This window comes from Mucilaginibacter pedocola, assembly GCF_002013915.1.
Classification (GTDB): domain Bacteria; phylum Bacteroidota; class Bacteroidia; order Sphingobacteriales; family Sphingobacteriaceae; genus Mucilaginibacter; species Mucilaginibacter pedocola.
In genome coordinates this window covers 16,261-33,921 of record NZ_MBTF01000039.1, presented here as the reverse complement: position 1 = coordinate 33,921, position 17,661 = coordinate 16,261, and the positions used below count along the sequence as shown (strand labels likewise).

Here is a 17,661-nt window from a genome sequence, read left to right as displayed (position 1 = left end):
ATCGGGCCTCTTTCTTTAAATTCTACTCCCCCTTCAGGGGGCTAGGGGGCTAAAGCTTCACCCCAAACCCAATCACAAAACTTCTTCCGTCGCCGGGGAGGATGCCGGGGCCGGGGTACATGTTTATACGGCGGGTAAAGTATTTTACATTACCTACGTTATTTAAGTTAAAGTTAACGTGGTATTTCTGCAGAAAGCGGTAGTTAAATGCAAAGTCCAGCAATTTATACGCCGGAACAATACCTGTAGCCCCTGTTGGGTTCGATAGGGTGTTGTTGGCATCGCTATAGTTTTTGCCTACGTAGCTGAATAACATAGTGCTGGTTACAGCTCCACTAATGTAGGTTAAGCCAGTGCGGTTGGTCCAGGTAGGGGTGCCTTCAATTTGGTTACCTACCAGGCTTTTGTTTACGCCCGATAGGTTTATGGCGCCGGCTACATACCTGCCATGGGTATAGGCAAGGGTGTTAAACAGTTTCAGGTCGCCGCCTGCCTGCGGGTCGAGGCTGCGTAATAGCGATACTTCGGTGTAAGCTTCGATACCTTTAGCAACAGCATCGCCTACGTTGGTTAAGTACAGGTGGTTTGTGCCACCCGCATCCTGCACGGTTAGGGTACCTGCGCGGTCGTTATAACGTACGTAAAAGGCGTTCACATCAAAGCTGAAAACTTGTTTGATGCGGCCGCGGTACCCAAGGTCGATATCGTAGCCACGGCTATCTTTCATATTGGCATCAACCTGTGTTAGCTGGTCCGCAGGGGTAACGGCCGCGTACAGGTATGGGCGGTATGCCTGCGAAATATTACCGTAAAATTGGGTAGTATTAGTTGCCTGGTATTGCAGCCCTGCACCGAATAACGGGTAATTGCGTTGCTTGTGGTAATTGAGATCCAGTGTACGATTGTTTACCGCACCGGTTAGCGATGAATTGATGAACTCCATACGCGCACCCGGCGTGAATGATAGTTTGCTGGTTATACGGAACAGGTTCTCGGCAAAAAGAGCGTAATTGCGGGTTTGGGCATAAATGTCAATACCGTAATCTTTCACTAAACCCAGATCGAAATCGGTGCCGGTTGTGCCTACACCTTTTTGGCGGCGGTTGGTTTGGCTGTTAGAGTAGCGCAGGCCGGCGCTCAGGCTGCTTTTCAGCTTGCCGTCGAGAGAGTAATCGCTGCGCAAGCGAGCTTCGGTAGTAAAGCTGTCGTAGTAATCGCGGTCTACCTGGCGCGGGTTGTAGGTTAACAGGGTTTTGTTTACCGTGTCTTTTACGTTTGATGCTGCAATAAACTGCACGCTATTACGCTGGCCGCGCAGTAGGTGGCTGGTAACCTCGAGCCTGGTGTTTTTGCTGAAATTGTAATTGAATATCAATGCCGGGATATTAATAACCGGGTTAAAGAAATTACGGAAACGGGTGCTTTGGCGGCTGTTGGCCTCAAACTGTGCATCAGTTAAACCACCGGCAATTTGCTGCACATAATCCGACCGTGAGAACTGGAACGAAATACTCCCCTTGCTGTTGAACTGGTATTTGATGTTGGCATAGTAAGCATGGTAATTAAACGCTGCATCGGGGCGCCAGCCGTTGCCGCTGCGTGCATCAAAATAAGCGTAGTAGCTTATTTTACCAACCTTCCCACCAATGGCATTGTAGGTATTAAAGAAGCGGTTGCTGCCTGCGGTTTGCTCGCTTTCTAAGCCGAACGCTTTAGTGGTATCGGGGTCTTTTATTTTAAAGTTTACCATACCGCCAAATTGGTCGCCAAATTGCAGGGCCGCGGAGCCTCGCACATATTGCACCTCGCCAATGGCCTGGAAAGGCGTATTGTAATGGTTTTCGGGATAGCCGAATACATCCGAGTTGGTGTTATAGCCGTTCTGGCGCATGTTGGTTTCTATTGAGCGGTGCATATCCGTGCCCCGGGTCCCAATGTTTATTTGTAAGCCTGCGCCATCCATTTCCCAAACGTTTACGCCGGGCACCAGCGCAAATAAGGTGCGCCCCACGTTACCAGATAAATTTGCCTTGCCCGGGTCAGCATAAATTACGTTGGTTTTTTTACCGGCGAAAAGGTAGGTACCGCTTTGGTCGGGCAGGTGTTTGCTGCGGGCCTCTTTTATAATAACGCTATCGAGCTGTACGGTGTCTTTCTTAATGGTTTGTGCCTGTGCTGCGCCGCCAACAAATAATGCAGCCAGCAACATTTTATAAAAATGTTTCATGTGTATTTCGTTAAATTTTAGGGTAATAAAAAAATAGCAGCGCCCCGTCGCATCCTTGTGCGCAGGTGGTAATCAATAATAAAGCTGCATGTTTTCGGGCTTAACCTAAAATTTCGGGAGGCTGGCCTCCAATGGCAATGGTGGGGGTGGGTAAACCGGTTTGTAGCGGTTTAACTATCAATGGAGCAATATCTTCGAATTGCGCAAACTGATAAGCAATTACCGGCGCACTATACTTTAGTGTGCTGCTTGCTTTTTTAGCGGCAGCTTGGTTTTTGTCACCTTGCGGAATATCGTTTATCTGTTTAGCGTAAATGATGTTCTTTTTTATCAGGTGTGTTTTCTCGTAGTTGGGGATCACCATCAGGTAAAGCGTGTCGCGCGTTACCTTTAGCCTTACGTAATTGTAGCAATTGTTTTTGAGCTGTACCTGCCCATCGATGTTTTTGTAGTCGCCCCAGGTTTCGGTAATACCGGGGAGGTGCTGGGCTACTTTAACCTCTATCAGCGTATTGGGGTTGTAAAGGTTTTGGCTGATGAGTTCGTTCATCCGCCTGTCGGTAAGGTATTCCTGGTATTGTTGCAGCAGCAAATATCCGCCTGCATTAAACAGGTGAATGCTCAACATCACTATCACAAATATCCTTTTCAATTAACAATGGGGCTATTCAAGGGCAAGTTTAACTAAAATTTAACAAAATTCAATGGTCATTTTATGGTTACAATGTTAATCGGGCGTTTTACTCTTGTTAAATTAATTTACCTTTGCGCAAAACTGACTGAAAACTAAAATTGGTCAGCTTATTGATATTAGCTATATTAATTTTTACTGATGCAAAGCAAAAAGCGTGTGCTGTTTTATTTGGTTGACGGCGCCCATAGTGAAGTACTGCCCGAACTGATAGAACAAGGCCTGCTCCCCAATATTAAACGGATAATTGATGAGGGTACCTATCGCAAGGCTACCACTTGTTTCCCTTCTACCACCGGCCCGGCCTACCTGCCATTTTTAACAGGCCATTTCCCCGGCACGCAAGATATTACCGGTATACGCTGGTTCGATAAAAAAGAATTTAAACGCACCCGCTGGAATAAGAATGCCATGCGCAGCTATTGCGGCCCCGAGGCAGCTTGGTTCAATACCGATATGCACCCGGATAAGCCAACGTTGTTCGAACTGATGGGCGAATCGTACAATATGTACAACATGATTACCCGCAATGTGCCTGATGAGTACGACCTGGGCAAAAAAGGAAAAGGCTGGCTGTACACTAAAGCGCATTTTAAACAAATACACCACCCGGTAGACCTTCAGGGGCATGCCCGTATTATGGAGATGCTGGAATCGGGTAAAGATTTTGATTTCCTGTTCGCGGTATTCCCAAGTGTAGATTGGGATTCGCATTACCACCACATCCGCGACGAGCGCACGATAGAAGCTTATAAAATTGTTGATCGCAGCTTAGGCACCGTTCGTGCCAAGCTGGAAAGCAAGGGTTGGTGGGACGATACCCTATTTGTGATGACATCTGACCATGGGCTTACCCCAACCACCCAACACCTCGACCTGGGCGACTGGATGACCAACAACGGGCTGAAATCTGTTTACTACCCGGTGATCTGGAAACAAAACCCAAAATCGGCGGTGATGATATCGGGTAACTCATTCGGTAGTATCCACCTGCTTAACCACGAAGGCGACCATGTGCTGCGCGAAACTGAGATAGTAAACATAATGGGTGCCGAGCGTTTGGAGAAACTCATTAAGGAAGATGCTGTTGACTTTGCTATTTACCGCGGCGATGAGGAGCAAACATATATTGTGCACAACAGCGCGGGTAAAGCAAAAATTGCCGTGAAAGGTGATGTGTTCAGTTATGAACCGCTCACTGCCGATGTTTTGAAATATGGCGGTAAGATAGAAGCAACAGGCCACCGTGCTATTTTGGAGGCTACCTTCGAAACCGATTACCCGGATGCGGTTTTCCAGATATATCAATTGTTCCGCAGCCGCAGGGCGGGGGATATTGTAATAAGCGCCACCGTGGGCTACGATCTGCGCGATTTCTGGGAATACCCCGAGCACGTAGGTTCGCATGGTTCATTGCACCGCCAGCACATACACGTGCCCATGATATACAACCAAAAAGGTTGGGACACCAAGCCCGCCCGCACTGCCGACTTATTCGACAGTATACTGAAATGGAAAGGCATAACGCCCGAAAAATCAGAAGGCGAGCCTTTATTTTAATATATTTAAACCTAAACATTAGTAAATGACCGAAGTGACCGAACAGGAAGCCACAAATGCCGAGAAGCAGGAAGTAAATAAGGTATTCAACAAAAATGTGATCATTAAAGGAGCCTTATGGTTCGCGCTGATCACCGTTGCTACCATTGCCGGTATCTTCTTTTACAACAATACCGGCGATACCGTAACGGCGCTTCAGCATATCTCTTACAAGTACATTGCTATTTGTTTTGTAATGCTTTTTGTGGATCTGATGCTGGGCAGTTGGCGTAACCATATTTATGTGCGCAAACTGGCACCCGGCGTATCGCATTGGGTTAGCTTCAGGGCAAACGTCGCCAATATGTTTATGGGGGCGGTAACACCGGCACATGGCGGTGCAGGCCCGGCACAAATATTTGTGTATACCAGCAATGGCGTAAAGTTTATTGATGCCTTCGCTATCAGCCTCATCAACATGGGTGCTACACTGATATTTATGCCCTTGGCCGGCTTTGTAGCTATTATGTTGATGGATACCAGTTCGGTAAACTCCTTCGTTCCGCAGATGCTGAAGTTTGGTTTTACTTTCTTTCTGCTGTTTTTAGCAGCATTTATACTGGCATTCTGGAAACCGCTTTGGATAGGGGCTATCATTAAACAAATAGCGAAGGGCTTGTCCGCCGTCTTCCCCAAACGGAAAGAGAAATTTACGAAGTGGGCTGATAATTCCTTCACTAACATTAGCAAATACCAGCAAACCTGCAGCGTTATTATCCGCCAAAACCCGTTCTTGTTCCCATTGAGTTTGCTCATAACAACAGTGCTTTATGTAAATAAATACTGCCTGCAATGGGTTATACTGATGGGGCTTGGCGTACATGCCAATTTGGTGCAGGTTATCGCTTTCCAGGTAATTATCCAGTTCGGTATATACTTTGCACCCAGCCCGGGTGGCAGTGGCTTTGCCGAAGTGCTGATATCTAACCTGTTCGGCACTATTATACCTAAAACACTGTTGTCGATATTTACTTTGCTGCAGCGTTCATTCCTGCTGTTTTTCCCGGCTATGGTTGGGGCTTATGTGGTGATAAGTTTGTTGCGGAAGCATACGCTGAAGAAGGGGTAATATTTACCCTGGTCGAAGTTTAGCGCAGCGTAACTTCGACCTAAAACTTAGGAAGCTTCCAGCTTCCGGGTTGCCATTGGAAACATTGCATTTCATATTGTTAAGCTGAAAGCTTAACCAATTTTAGGTCGAAGTTATAAACTTCGACCAGCGGAGGATGTTTGCCGGCGTCCACGCTGGCTATCATCCCGTTAAAAAAATCCTCTTCCTGTAACATTCCCACAGCCTCCCCCGTCTGTGTAACCTGAGCAATATTGCTTGAACCGTTACACAATTTATCATCATGAAATTCAAACTTATTATTGTTGCCGCGGCCATTGGCCTGCTGGCATTTACAGCCGATGCCCTTACCCAACTAAACATCGATAGCAAGGAAGCCAACGAATATATGTTAGAGGCAGTGAAAAGGCCCGCCATCTCTTTTAAAACCGACCTGGTAGATAAGGCGCGAAGCCTGCCCGTTGATGTGCGCGTGGTCTGCACCCGCGAACTGGTACAATTAGCCAAGGCCTACACCCAAAGCGACGATTTTGCAAGCGACTACAAAAAGTTCCGCAATAAACAGCTTTATGGAAAGGTGAAACGTTTTGGTATGCCCAGCGTATCCGGCTTGCTGAACAAGGCTAAAGACAAAGTAATAAACGGCGGCAACAACGGTGAGCAAAGCTACCCCGCCGACCCGCAGGAGATGGTCAAAAAACGATTGGAAGAGTTTATGGAAACTACAGCCGATGTAAACTTCAGTGCCAAAACCGCCAACGGCGAATTTATTGACGAAGAATACCGCCGCAAACCCGACCAATGGAAAATGTACTACCGTGCCGGGCGACCGGTTATTGCCGCAGCCCGCGAAGAAGTGGCGAAGTGGATCGAGGAAATGAATAAGCAATAAGGGAAATTTACCCTGGTCGAAGTTTAGCGCAGCGTAACTTCGACCTAAAACTTAGGAAGCTTCCAGCTTCCGGGTTGCTATTCGGAACGTTGAATTTAATTTCAGTTAAGCTGGAAGCTTAACCAATTTTAGGTCGAAGTTATAAACTTCGACCAGTGGAGGAGTAATTTATCAAGCAAGCCCTCTAAGAATATCCAACCTGTTGGCTGGTGCGTCGGGGGCAAAGAAATTCAGGATAGTATTGGCCGTTCTTTTAGGGCGGTTTAGGAACTCGACCGGCCACTCTGTTAGCCGCTGCTCTTTTACATGAATATATTCTCCGGGTTCCGGTTCGCTTATGTATTCTTCCTGCAATATCAAAGCCAGTGGCTCTTCGGTTCCCGCATTATTCTCCGTAAATTCAAGTGCATCTTCGTAGTTATCAAAAACATAATAATAGTCGTCTCCTTCCTCAATATCAGGTGCGCCATTTTCAGGATGGCACCAAACACGGTATTCCAACACATCATCCCAAACATAACCACCGCCCGACTTAACAAGAGCGGGGTATGTGCCTACCAGATCAATATCTTTTACTTGAGGATATTTTGACATAGAACTAAATTAAATTGCAGAACTTAAAAAGGCTGCCTTAAACAAGCAGCCTTTTAATTTAATTCGTGAAATTCGATTTAATTCGAAGAAATTAGTGTTCACTCAATTCGAAACTATTCGAGTGTATTTACACACCCAAATCCTTCATTATCGTATCTATCTTCGCTTCTAATTGCTTTTCGGTTTCGGCGTAAGCTTCTTTGCTCTCGAGTTTGCCGTTTACACTGCAATAGAATTTGATCTTAGGCTCGGTACCCGATGGACGTGCTGAAATGATGCTTCCATCTTCGGTGATGAACTGCAATACATCTGAGGTTGGCAACTCAATAGGGGTAACCGTGCCGCTGGCTAAGTCTGTCTCCACGCGTTTTTCGTAATCTTTCAGCGTTTTTACTTTCGAGCCGCCCAGTTCGGCAGGCGGGTTGTTGCGGAATTTCTCCATCATGGCAACAATTTCTTCCGCCCCGGTTTTGCCTTTTTTGGTAAGCGATATCAGTTTTTCTTTAAAGAAGCCGTACTCCACATAAGTATCCAGCAGGGCCTCGAACAGGCTGCTGCCTTTATCTTTGTAGTAGGCGGTCATTTCGGCGATGAATGCGCTCGAAACAACGGCATCTTTATCGCGCACAAAATCGCCAATTAAATAACCGTAGCTTTCTTCGCCACCACCTATGAAGGTTTGCTGGCCTTCAAATTTGGTCATCAGTTCGCCAATGTATTTAAAGCCGGTAAGCGTGTTGTAGCAGGTTACGTTTTTGGCTTCGGCCATACGGTCGATGAGGTAGGTAGTAACAATGGTTTTTACAATGTACTCTTTGCCGGTTAGTTTGCCTTTTTCTTCCCATGCGCTAAGCAGGTAATGTATCAGCATAGTACCGGTTTGGTTACCGTTAAGCAATACAAACTCGCCGTCGGTGTTTTTAACGGCAATACCTACGCGGTCGGCATCAGGGTCGGTAGCCAGTACCAGGTCGGCATCAGTTTCCTGTGCTTTTTTAAGCGCAAGAGTAAGTGCCTCTTTCTCCTCCGGGTTAGGGTAAACTACAGTTGGGAAGTTACCGTCAGGCGTGGTTTGCTCGTCAACTAATATCACGTTCTCGAAACCGAAAAGCTCCAGCGCTTTTGGCACTAAAGTGATACCTGTACCGTGGATAGGCGAGTAAACAACTTTCAGGTCCTTTTGGCGCTTAATGGCATCCGGCGAAACGGTAAGGGTAGCAATATCTGCCAGGTAAAGTGCATCTACATCTTCGCCTATCTCCTGTATATTCGCTTCTACGCGATCGAATTTTACTTCGTCGATGCTTTTTATTTTGGCAACTTCCTCCATTACGGCAGCATCATGCGGGGCAACAAATTGTCCGCCATCATCGCCATAAGCTTTGTAACCGTTATATTCTTTAGGGTTGTGCGATGCAGTAAGCATTACACCGCTTTTGCAACCGAAGTGGCGCACGGCGTACGAAAGCTCGGGCGTAGGGCGCAGCGCATTGAAGAAGTAAACATGTATATCATTCGCCGAAAAAACGTCGGCAGTGATCTTCGAGAACAGGTCGGCGTTGTTGCGGCTATCGTGTGCGATAGCCACACTGATCTTCTCGCCGGGGTAGGTTTTCTTTAAGTAATTAGCTAAACCCTGGGTGGCCGAACCTATAGTGTATTTGTTGATGCGGTTGCTGCCCGGCCCCATAATACCGCGCAGGCCACCCGTACCAAACTCAAGGTCGCGGTAAAACGAATCGGTGAGTTCCGTATACGCTTTATCGTCTATCATTTTTTGGATCTGTGCCTTTACATCGGCATCATAATTCCCTTCGAGCCATGATTGCGCTTTTTGAAGGATGGTAGGATCTAATTCCTGCATAGTAGTATATGTAAATTTCGGTTAATAGGATTCTTCATCCAAATATGACAATAAAAATGAATTTTAAGTATGCTGCGGTATATTCTATCAAAGAATAATAACATTGGTTTAATACAAGCAACAAAGGGGGCTTTTTGTTTAGCTGGAGAGGGGATTTATTCTGTTTTTTTAGTGGCTATTTAACCGCAGAGGGCGCAGAGTTTTAAACAGAGGTTCGCTGAGTTTTTTATGGTAGAGACGCAATACTTTACGTCTCCCGAAGGACTGGCAAATTGTTAGGAGTTTTATCTACTCCACCATATCATCCACAAAAACTTCATCCAGCACCGCTTTGCCGCCATCTTTTATTTTGCCGTGGAGCATGCTTTGCCCGGTAATGCCGGGGTTGTTGCCATGGCCAAGCGGCCAACTGCCGGTGGTTTCGTCGATGCTGAGGCCGGCCAGCAGGGCGGCATTCAGGCTAAAATCGGTACAGTTGTTTTTGCTGAGGTGGTATTTTATGCCGTTGTAGTTTTTGGTAAGGGCCAGTATGCGTTGAAAGCGGCGTTTGCTGATGAATTTGCCGGCCACCTCGTCCCATTTATGCTGCCCGTCGTCGCGGAAGGTGGAGTGAGATGAGGGGAACAGTGGCGTGCCCGCAAAAGGGTGCTGTTTATTGGGATAAAAACCAAAAGAAAGCGAAACGTAGGTAGAATCGGAGTTATATTTAATAAGCGTAATAAATGTATGCCCCGAGTTGGTAAAATGGTAAACCTTGTTTTTGCCCGATACGGGTTGTTTTACATGGATAAGCATGGCATAGGCGGCGGCTTTTTTACCATCGTTAAAGGCATCGGCAATTTGGGTATAGCTTACTTTTGGGCTGCGCGGCTCTTTGGCCGTTGGCGATACCAGCAGGGCTGGGTTGTCGTTCAGTAGGGTATCGTCCTTGTCATTAAAATCAAGGTAGCGTTCATCGGGTTCATCGATATCCAATGTGTCGGCTTGAGCGTTGTACCCGTTTGCAAGAGTGTCAGCAGGTAAACTCTTCTTATCGTACTGCATCGATTTAAAGAAGCACTTCATGGCCAGCGAATACATCTTTAGCCTGGCAAATGCTCCCGCAAGGTTATATAAAAACTTCTTATGCGTTTGGTTAGCCTCGGTACCGTCTGATGGGTTTATCTCGCGCAAATGCTCCATCAATAAACGGCGCTCGGCTGGTTTGCTGATGGATAGTTGCAGTTCCTGCTGGAGGGAGGCATCTTTAAGAGCAAGGGCTTTTGTTGTAGTGTTGTTCACCACATAGCCCGGTGCTTCTTTCTGATAGGTAGCGGTATCGGTAATTACAGGTTTGCTGTAATTTACGGCAGATATTACCTGCGCTTGGGTATTTAATGCAAATGCACCCAAGACCGCAGTAATAATTAAGTTTTTTAAAAGCGAAGAAAAAATACGTCCCTCCATAGCTTCTATAGTAAATGCCTGATGAAGATAAGGAAACAGCTTAAAACATGAATAAGTTTTAACACCTATTTAACAGTTGTAGCCGTTAATTTACATTAAGACGACTAATTAGGTCGTGATAATTTTCCGCGGTATCAATATCTGTACTTCCCTCTTCAAATTCAACCTCCGCTATTTCATCTGCATAGGCGGACAATACTTTCTTCGCGCCTTCCTGTCCTTGTAATTTTAATAATTCCGGGAACAGCGAGCTATCGAACAGCACCGGCACACCCACCGTACCTTTATAACTGCACGCCACTATCGGCTTACCCACTTCCTGCCATTGCAGCTTCAAAGTCTTTAGCAAATTGCCATCCACAAAAGGCTGGTCGCAAAGCATAACGATAACGCTATCGACAGTGTGCTTCATTATTTCGGTTACGCCAAGGCGGATGGATGATGCCATGCCTTCCTGCCAATCGGGGTTGTGCAAAACAGTAACACCATCTGTGCCGAATTTTATCTTATCGGCATTTGCTCCTAAAACCACTATCACGGGGCTACAACCTGAATCCAGCGCCTCGTCAACTGCATGTTGCAATAAGGTTTTGCCTTTATACTGCAGGTTTTGCTTGGGTTGCCCCAAACGGCTCGACGAGCCGGCCGCGAGGATGATAATGCCCGTCATGCCCTTATATTAGCTTGTCGGGCGTTATCGGCAGGTCGCGCACGCGCTTGCCGGTGGCATTGTATACTGCATTGGCCACTGCGGCAGCCATACCTATCAGGGCAATTTCGCCCATGCCTTTGGCGCCTATAGGGTTAATGTACGGGTCGGGTTTGTCAATAAACAGGGCATCTATCTGCGGGATGTCGGCATTCACGGGTACGTGGTAATCGCCAAAGTTGTTGTTTACATAGCGGCCGTATCGGTGGTCTATAATGCCTTCCTCCATCAGCGCCATGCCTATGCCGCCAATAGCGCCGCCCACTACCTGGCTGCGCGCGGTTTTGGGGCTGATGATCTTGCCCGAATCGGCAACGCAAGCTACCTTATCAATCTTTACTACACCTGTTGCCGGGTGCACCAACACCTTAACAAAATGCACCGACCACGATTGCATCGAGTACTTCTCATTATCGGGCCCCGGTTGCGACCGTGTTACCGTCTCCAATTCGGTAAGGTTATTATCTTTTAATATTTTCACATAATCGGGCTTATCTGTACCGCCGTTGCCCATCAGTTTCTGGAATTTTTCTTTCAGCACCACACAAGCATCATTCACCGCCGAACCCACTGCCGATGTAGTTGCCGAACCGCCCTGCATAGGCGCAAATGGCAAAGCCGAATCGCCCATATCAAATTTTATTTTACCGGGGTCAATTCCCATTACTTTCGCGGCAATAAGTACCATGGCCGTCCCGGTGCCGGGACCTATATCGCTTACAGCAGTTTGTACGGTAAGGGTACCATCGGCTTTCATGATAGCTTTTGCCACAGTATTATCCCGGTAAGCGCCAAACATACCGCCCGCCATACCGTAACCGGCAAGCCAACCGTTTTCCATTACGCTGCCCGCATCGGCCTTGCGCTTATCCCAACCAATTTGTTTGGCACCCATAGCATAGGCCTCATCCAAATATTTACTGCTGTATTCTTTGCCGTTATCCGGGTCGACTTTGGCATAATTCTTCATGCGCAAGTCAATGGGGTCCATCTTCAAGGCGTACGATAATTCGTCCAGTGCCGATTCCAGTGCAAAAGCACCAGTAGCTTCGCCCGGCCCGCGCATCCATGTAGGCGTGTTTACATCCAGCGAAAGCAGTTTATAACGGGTGGTAACATTCGGACTAACATATAGGCCTTTGCTGGTATTGATAGGCCCTTCGGCAAAATCTTCGAAGCTGGAAGTTTGGCCAACGGCCTCGTGTGTAATGCCGACGAGCTTACCGTCTGCCGTAGCACCAATACCAATTTTTTGCCAGGTATAAGGGCGGTAGCCAACCGAAGTAAACATATCCGGCCGGCTGAGCACCAGCTTAACGGGGCGCTTCACCACCTTAGCGCCCAGTATAGCGGCAACCTCGTGCGGCCAAACCTGTAGCGCGCTGCCAAACGCACCGCCCACAAACTGCGAGTTCACCTGAACGTTTTCGGCTTTTAGGTTAAACGCTTTCGCAATATCCCCGCGTGTGGCGCGTACGCCCTGGGTTTTGTCCCAAACGGTGAGTTTATCGGGCGCATCCCAACGGGCAATAATAGCATGCAGCTCCATGGGGTTATGTATCTCGCTGGGGTGGGTGTATTCCTGCTCCAGTTTTACAGGGGCGGTTTTCCAGGCATCTACGGTGCCGCGGGTAAAGTCTTTACCGTCCCATGCACCAACGCCCCGGCTCAGGTCCTTTGGTGGTTTGGTATCGTGCGCCTGTTTATTGTAGGTGGCTTTAACCAACGATGCTGCGTATTGCGCCCGCTCGAAGGTATCTGCAACCACCATGGCAATGGGATGCCCGTTGTATAATATTTTGTTATCGTAAAATATCTTTAGCGGACCGCTTTTTGCACCCGGTTTCTGTGGTTTAGTTGCCACGTGCCCAGGTACTTTTGGCGCATTTAAATAGGTAAGTAAGGTCAATACCCCCGGCGCTTTTAAAGCAGCTTTTGTATCGATAGTGGCGATGGTGCCTTTAGTAATAGTACTGCCAACCAGTACGGCATAAGCCATATTAGGCTGGTTATATTCGGCAGAGTATTTGGCTGCGCCGGTAACTTTGGCGCGCCCGTCTACACGGCTTAGTCCGTCTGCCGATGTTGGGATGGGTTTGTTCAGTAGCGTTTCCATGTTATACCAGCCCTCCTGCATGTTTTAGCGTCTCGGCAATAGTGGCCGGGGCAAGTTTTAATTTAAACGCATTAAACTCGCGGGCCTTTGCGCCCTGCATAGCTATTTGTGCCGCTGCTTTAAAATTATCTTCGGATGGTGTTTTGCCTTCTAAAGACTTTTCGACCTCGAACAATCTCCAGGGCTTGTGCGCCACGCCGCCCATAGCTAAACGTGCCTTTTTAATGATGCCATTTTGTATATCCAATCCCGCTGCTACCGAAACCAGGGCAAAGGCGTAGGATTGCCGGTCGCGCACCTTCAGGTAGTAACTGTTTTTTGCGAAGTTATTATCGGGGATGTCTACGCCCAATATAAGTTCGCCGGGGGCAAGGTGGTTATCCATTTCGGGATGCTCGCCGGGCAGGCGGTGGAAATCGGTAAAGGGTATGCGCCTTTTGCTTTTTTTGCCTGCAATGGTTACTGTAGCATCAAGCGCTGCCAAGGCCACGCACATATCGCTCGGGTGTACGGCTATACATTGCGTGCTTGTACCAAAAATAGCATGCATGCGGTTATAGCCGCCCATGGCACCGCAGCCGCTGCCGGGCGTGCGTTTATTGCAAGGCATGGCGGTATCGTAAAAATATGCGCAACGGGTGCGCTGCATCATGTTGCCGCCTACGGTTGCCATATTGCGCAACTGCGGCGAAGCGCCCGCCTTTAAAGCCATCGCAAGCAGTGGGTGTTTATCCAGCACCAAAGAATTTTCAGACACTACGCTATTCAGCGTTAAAGCGCCTATATGCAAGCCATCCGGGCCGGTGTTTACCGTGCTCAGCGGCAGGCTGTTTATGTCGACAAGCTTATCAGGCGCGGTAACGCCTTTCTTCATCAGGTCCACCAGGTTGGTGCCGCCGGCTATTATTTTGCTGCCCGGTTTGCTGATGGCATCCAGCACGGCAGTTTGGCTGGTTGGGTGGATGTATTGAAACTGCTTCATACCGCTTGCCCTCCTGCTTTTACTTCCTGTATGGCGTTCACAATATTGGGGTAAGCGCCGCAACGGCAAATATTCCCGCTCATGTATTCCCTAATTTCCGCTTCTGAATTGGCGTGCCCCTCGCGTATACACGCCACTGCCGACATAATTTGCCCCGGCGTGCAATACCCGCATTGGAAACCATCGTGCTTAAGGAAAGCCTCCTGCATTGGGTGTAGTTCTTCGCCATTGGCTAAGCCTTCTATGGTAGTTACTTTTTTGCCGTTCACCATTACGCCGAGGGTTAGGCAGGAGTTTACCCTGCGCCCGTTTACGTGCACGGTGCAGGCACCGCATTGCCCGTGGTCGCAGCCTTTTTTGGTGCCGGTAAGGTCGAGCTGTTCGCGCAAAATATCAAGCAGGGTACTACGCGGCTCTACAGATAGGCTTCGCGGTGTGCCGTTCACTTCCATTTTTAGTGGTAGTTTTTCCAGTGCGGCGGCTATCTGCTCGTCCATGTTGTTGGTGGCAGCTTCCACCACTGTACCGGGCGTTAAGGCAACCGCCGTAAGCAGCGATGTTTGTTTGATAAAATCGCGACGGGTAGCATTGCTCGGCTCCTCGCCACCGGTTGGCGTAACAGGCTTTTTATCAGGCATAGCGGTAGGTTTTTATTAGCGAATAACAAGGTAACGCTTTTACAACTTAATAGTTGAAATAAGTTGTAGTATGGAAATGTTTTAAATAGGGGGCGTTGTGGAATGTCTGCGTCCCTATTCGACTCACCCGGCCTTCGCTATCGCTGGGCCACCCTCTCTACCTCGTAAAGAGGGTTTTAGATAGATGTATGGTTTGTGCAGCTCACCCTCTTGGCGAAGCAGAGAGGGTCGACGCCCGCGAATTGCGGACCGTCGGGGTGAGTTAACTCGCCGGGTATTCTTATCTCTCACAAAAATTCTTTCCCCCATTCCCTTTGATTTCACAAGAAACAAACGTTACTTAGGCTTTCGTTTCAATCGATTGCATTTGCCAATTTTAACCTTATGAAGAAGTTACTTTTTGCCCTGCTTTTGGCTGCGCCGGTATCGGCCTTTTGCCAGCAGCCTCTTAAATTATGGTATCAGCAACCCGCCAAACGGTGGACACAGGCCCTGCCCATTGGTAACGGCCGTTTGGGCGCCATGATATTTGGTAACGTGGGCGACGAACTTATCCAGCTTAACGAAAGCAGCTTATGGTCGGGCGGGCCGGTGAAGGGCGATATGAACCCCGACGCGCCAAAATACCTGCCGCAATTGCGCGAAGCTATTTTTGCCGGCGATTACCAAAAAGCGATAGAAATAAGCAAGAAAATGCAGGGGCATTACTCGGAAGGCTATTTGCCGCTGGGCGACCTGCGTATTCAGCAGGACTTTGGTAATGCTAAACCCGGTAATTACTACCGCGACCTAGACATTAGCGACGCAGTAGCCACCACCCGTTTTACCGTTAATGGCGTTACCTACACCCGCAGCATGTTCTCCTCAGCTCCCGGGCAGGTAATGGTTTTAAAAATAAAAGCCAGCAAACCCGGTGCGCTTAGCCTGAAGGTTTTGGCCAATACGCCGCTTAAAAACCGCAAGTCGGTTTTAGGCTCGAATGCCATCCTGATAAAAGGGCAGGCACCCACCCACGTTGACCCCAGCTACCTCGACCTGAAACGCGACCCGATGCGTTACGAAGATTCGCTCAGCAAAGGCGTGCGCTATGCCTGGGTAACTAAAGTACTCAATACCGGCGGCTCGGTTTCTGCCGATACATCGGGCATTAGCATTAAAAAAGCCAGCGAGGTAACCATCGTAATATCTGCCGCAACCAGCTATAATGGCTTCGATAAAAGCCCTGTAACCGAGGGTAAGGATGAGATGGCACTCACGCAGAAATATTTAGCCGCTGCGGTAGCCAAACCGTATGCCGCGTTGTTGGCTGCCCATGTCGCCGATTACCACAACTACTTTAACCGCGTTAGCCTCAACATTAACGGAAAAGATACCGTTGGCCTGCCTACCGATAAGCGTTTATTGGCTTACACCGAAGGCAAGAAGGATGCAGGGTTGGAAACCTTATTCTTCCAGTTCGGGCGTTACCTGCTTATCTCCAGTTCGCGCCCCGGTGGTACGGCGGCAAACCTGCAGGGGATATGGAATAACGAATTGCGCCCGCCATGGAGTTCGAATTATACCACCAACATTAACGCGCAAATGAATTACTGGCCGGCAGAAACCACCAACCTGAGCGAACTGCATCAGCCCTTGCTGAAACTCACTGCCGATTTAGCCACCACCGGCAAGCATACCGCCAAAGAGTTTTATAATTTGAACGGATGGGTGGTACACCATAACAGCGATATATGGGCCATGAGCAACCCTGTTGGCGATGGCTTTGGCGACCCCATGTGGGCTAATTGGGCCATGGGCGGCGACTGGCTAAGCCGGCACCTGTGGGATCATTACCTGTTCACCAAAGACGAAACCTTCCTGAAAGAGAAAGCTTACCCGCTGATGAAAGGCGCGGTTGATTTTACATTAGGCTGGCTGGTGAAAGATAAAGATGGGTATTGGGTTACCGCGCCAAGCGGCTCGCCCGAGAATGCTTTTAAAGACGAGCAGGGTAAGGAGGGAACCATTGCCTTGGGTAGCACCATGGATATGTCGATAATCCGCGATTTGTTCGCACACTACATTGCTGCATCCGAAAAATTAGGGGTAGATAAAGCCCTGCGCGATACCGTGATAGCCCGGCAGGCAAAATTGCTTCCTTTCCATATTGGCAAAAAAGGCAATTTGGTAGAGTGGTATAAAGACTGGGAAGAAACCGACCCGCATCACCGACACGTGTCGCACCTGTATGGCTTATACCCGGGCGAGCAAATATCGCCCGTTACCACGCCCGAACTCGCCGCCGCCGCCCGCAAAACCTTGGAGATACGCGGCGACGAAGGCACCGGCTGGAGCAAGGCCTGGAAGATAAACTTTTGGGCACGATTGCTGGATGGTAACCACGCTTACCTGATACTGCGCGGACTGCTGCACCTCACCGGCGAAGAAGGCACCAACTACGCCCAGGGCGGCGGTACCTACGCTAACCTGTTCGATGCGCACCCGCCCTTCCAGATAGATGGCAACTTTGGCGCAGCCGCCGGTATTGCCGAAATGCTGCTGCAAAGCCAAACTGATGACGTTTACCTGTTACCCGCCCTGCCCGATGCCTGGCAAAGCGGCTCTGTAAAAGGCTTAAAAGCGCGCGGTAATTTTACCGTAGATATAGATTGGGCTGGCCACAAACTAAGCAAGGCGAGCATAACTGCAGTGGCAGGCGGACTATGCAAACTGCGCAGCAACTCGCCGATAAAACTGGCGGGGAGCACTGCGCAATCTAAGAAAGACGGGGATAGCTATCTGCTAACCTTCAATTCGGTAAAGGGGAAAACTTACTTGTTCAGCAGCAATTAAAA

The 17,661-nt window shown here is 48.5% G+C and carries 13 protein-coding genes; 4 read left to right on the top strand and 9 right to left on the bottom strand.

From position 1 onward, the window contains the following. Nucleotides 1-49: 49 nt before the first annotated feature. Nucleotides 50-2,227, bottom strand: coding sequence for a TonB-dependent receptor family protein (locus BC343_RS29285; protein ID WP_078351378.1), 2,178 nt, complete (start codon nucleotides 2,225-2,227; stop codon nucleotides 50-52). 100 nt (nucleotides 2,228-2,327) lie between these two features. Further along, nucleotides 2,328-2,879 carry a hypothetical protein gene (locus BC343_RS29280; protein ID WP_143822401.1) on the bottom strand — a complete coding sequence of 184 codons (552 nt, stop codon included), beginning with the start codon at nucleotides 2,877-2,879 and terminating at the stop codon, nucleotides 2,328-2,330. Between the two features lie 180 nt (nucleotides 2,880-3,059). Here BC343_RS29280 and BC343_RS29275 point away from each other — a divergent pair, with 180 nt between their 5' ends. The 3 genes from BC343_RS29275 (at nucleotide 3,060) to BC343_RS29265 (ending at nucleotide 6,478) form a co-directional block, all read left to right on the top strand. After that, nucleotides 3,060-4,478 carry an alkaline phosphatase family protein gene (locus tag BC343_RS29275; RefSeq protein ID WP_078351376.1) on the top strand — a complete coding sequence of 473 codons (1,419 nt, stop codon included), beginning with the start codon at nucleotides 3,060-3,062 and terminating at the stop codon, nucleotides 4,476-4,478. A 25-nt stretch (nucleotides 4,479-4,503) separates the two neighbouring features. Continuing rightward, nucleotides 4,504-5,586 (top strand): lysylphosphatidylglycerol synthase transmembrane domain-containing protein, encoded by a 1,083-nt coding sequence (locus BC343_RS29270; protein WP_078351375.1) that lies wholly within the window; start codon nucleotides 4,504-4,506, stop codon nucleotides 5,584-5,586. Nucleotides 5,587-5,869: 283 nt separating this feature from the next. Continuing rightward, nucleotides 5,870-6,478: a hypothetical protein gene (locus BC343_RS29265; RefSeq protein ID WP_078351374.1), complete on the top strand. Its 609-nt coding sequence runs from the start codon at nucleotides 5,870-5,872 to the stop codon at nucleotides 6,476-6,478. Between the two features lie 171 nt (nucleotides 6,479-6,649). On the opposite strand, the gene BC343_RS29260 is transcribed toward BC343_RS29265, so the two are convergent. The 7 genes from BC343_RS29260 to BC343_RS29230 all read right to left on the bottom strand — a co-directional run bounded on the left by BC343_RS29260 (nucleotide 6,650) and on the right by BC343_RS29230 (nucleotide 14,827). Then, complete coding sequence (locus tag BC343_RS29260; protein WP_078351373.1) at nucleotides 6,650-7,072, bottom strand: GCN5 family acetyltransferase; 423 nt, start codon at nucleotides 7,070-7,072, stop codon at nucleotides 6,650-6,652. A 127-nt stretch (nucleotides 7,073-7,199) separates the two neighbouring features. After that, nucleotides 7,200-8,936, bottom strand: coding sequence for a phospho-sugar mutase (locus BC343_RS29255; protein WP_078351372.1), 1,737 nt, complete (start codon nucleotides 8,934-8,936; stop codon nucleotides 7,200-7,202). A 288-nt stretch (nucleotides 8,937-9,224) separates the two neighbouring features. Further along, nucleotides 9,225-10,382, bottom strand: coding sequence for a hypothetical protein (locus BC343_RS29250; RefSeq protein WP_078351371.1), 1,158 nt, complete (start codon nucleotides 10,380-10,382; stop codon nucleotides 9,225-9,227). An 85-nt stretch (nucleotides 10,383-10,467) separates the two neighbouring features. After that, the gene (locus BC343_RS29245; protein ID WP_078351370.1) at nucleotides 10,468-11,052 is read right to left on the bottom strand and encodes a nucleotidyltransferase family protein; all 585 of its coding nucleotides are present in this window, start codon (nucleotides 11,050-11,052) and stop codon (nucleotides 10,468-10,470) included. Between the two features lie 4 nt (nucleotides 11,053-11,056). Further along, nucleotides 11,057-13,207: a xanthine dehydrogenase family protein molybdopterin-binding subunit gene (locus BC343_RS29240; protein ID WP_078351630.1), complete on the bottom strand. Its 2,151-nt coding sequence runs from the start codon at nucleotides 13,205-13,207 to the stop codon at nucleotides 11,057-11,059. Nucleotide 13,208: 1 nt separating this feature from the next. After that, the gene (locus tag BC343_RS29235; RefSeq protein WP_078351369.1) at nucleotides 13,209-14,189 is read right to left on the bottom strand and encodes an FAD binding domain-containing protein; all 981 of its coding nucleotides are present in this window, start codon (nucleotides 14,187-14,189) and stop codon (nucleotides 13,209-13,211) included. Further along, on the bottom strand, nucleotides 14,186-14,827 hold the full coding sequence (locus BC343_RS29230; RefSeq protein ID WP_078351368.1) for a (2Fe-2S)-binding protein: 642 nt from the start codon (nucleotides 14,825-14,827) through the stop codon (nucleotides 14,186-14,188). The genes BC343_RS29235 and BC343_RS29230 overlap by 4 nt, the downstream gene beginning before the upstream one ends. A gap of 384 nt (nucleotides 14,828-15,211) precedes the next feature. On the opposite strand from BC343_RS29230, the gene BC343_RS29225 reads away from it, so the two are divergent. Beyond that, nucleotides 15,212-17,659, top strand: a complete 2,448-nt coding sequence (locus BC343_RS29225; RefSeq protein WP_078351367.1) for a glycoside hydrolase family 95 protein — start codon at nucleotides 15,212-15,214, stop codon at nucleotides 17,657-17,659. The last annotated feature ends 2 nt before the right edge of the window (nucleotides 17,660-17,661 follow it).

Bases quoted from the DNA above. Each gene is read 5' to 3' on its own strand.
- BC343_RS29285 (WP_078351378.1), bottom strand. From the start codon at position 2,227: ATGAAACATTTTTATAAAATGTTGCTGGCTGCATTATTTGTTGGCGGC.
- BC343_RS29275 (WP_078351376.1), top strand. From the start codon at position 3,060: ATGCAAAGCAAAAAGCGTGTGCTGTTTTATTTGGTTGACGGCGCCCAT.
- BC343_RS29270 (WP_078351375.1), top strand. From the start codon at position 4,504: ATGACCGAAGTGACCGAACAGGAAGCCACAAATGCCGAGAAGCAGGAA.
- BC343_RS29265 (WP_078351374.1), top strand. From the start codon at position 5,870: ATGAAATTCAAACTTATTATTGTTGCCGCGGCCATTGGCCTGCTGGCA.
- BC343_RS29260 (WP_078351373.1), bottom strand. From the start codon at position 7,072: ATGTCAAAATATCCTCAAGTAAAAGATATTGATCTGGTAGGCACATAC.
- BC343_RS29255 (WP_078351372.1), bottom strand. From the start codon at position 8,936: ATGCAGGAATTAGATCCTACCATCCTTCAAAAAGCGCAATCATGGCTC.
- BC343_RS29250 (WP_078351371.1), bottom strand. From the start codon at position 10,382: ATGGAGGGACGTATTTTTTCTTCGCTTTTAAAAAACTTAATTATTACT.
- BC343_RS29245 (WP_078351370.1), bottom strand. From the start codon at position 11,052: ATGACGGGCATTATCATCCTCGCGGCCGGCTCGTCGAGCCGTTTGGGG.
- BC343_RS29240 (WP_078351630.1), bottom strand. From the start codon at position 13,207: ATGGAAACGCTACTGAACAAACCCATCCCAACATCGGCAGACGGACTA.
- BC343_RS29235 (WP_078351369.1), bottom strand. From the start codon at position 14,189: ATGAAGCAGTTTCAATACATCCACCCAACCAGCCAAACTGCCGTGCTG.
- BC343_RS29230 (WP_078351368.1), bottom strand. From the start codon at position 14,827: ATGCCTGATAAAAAGCCTGTTACGCCAACCGGTGGCGAGGAGCCGAGC.
- BC343_RS29225 (WP_078351367.1), top strand. From the start codon at position 15,212: ATGAAGAAGTTACTTTTTGCCCTGCTTTTGGCTGCGCCGGTATCGGCC.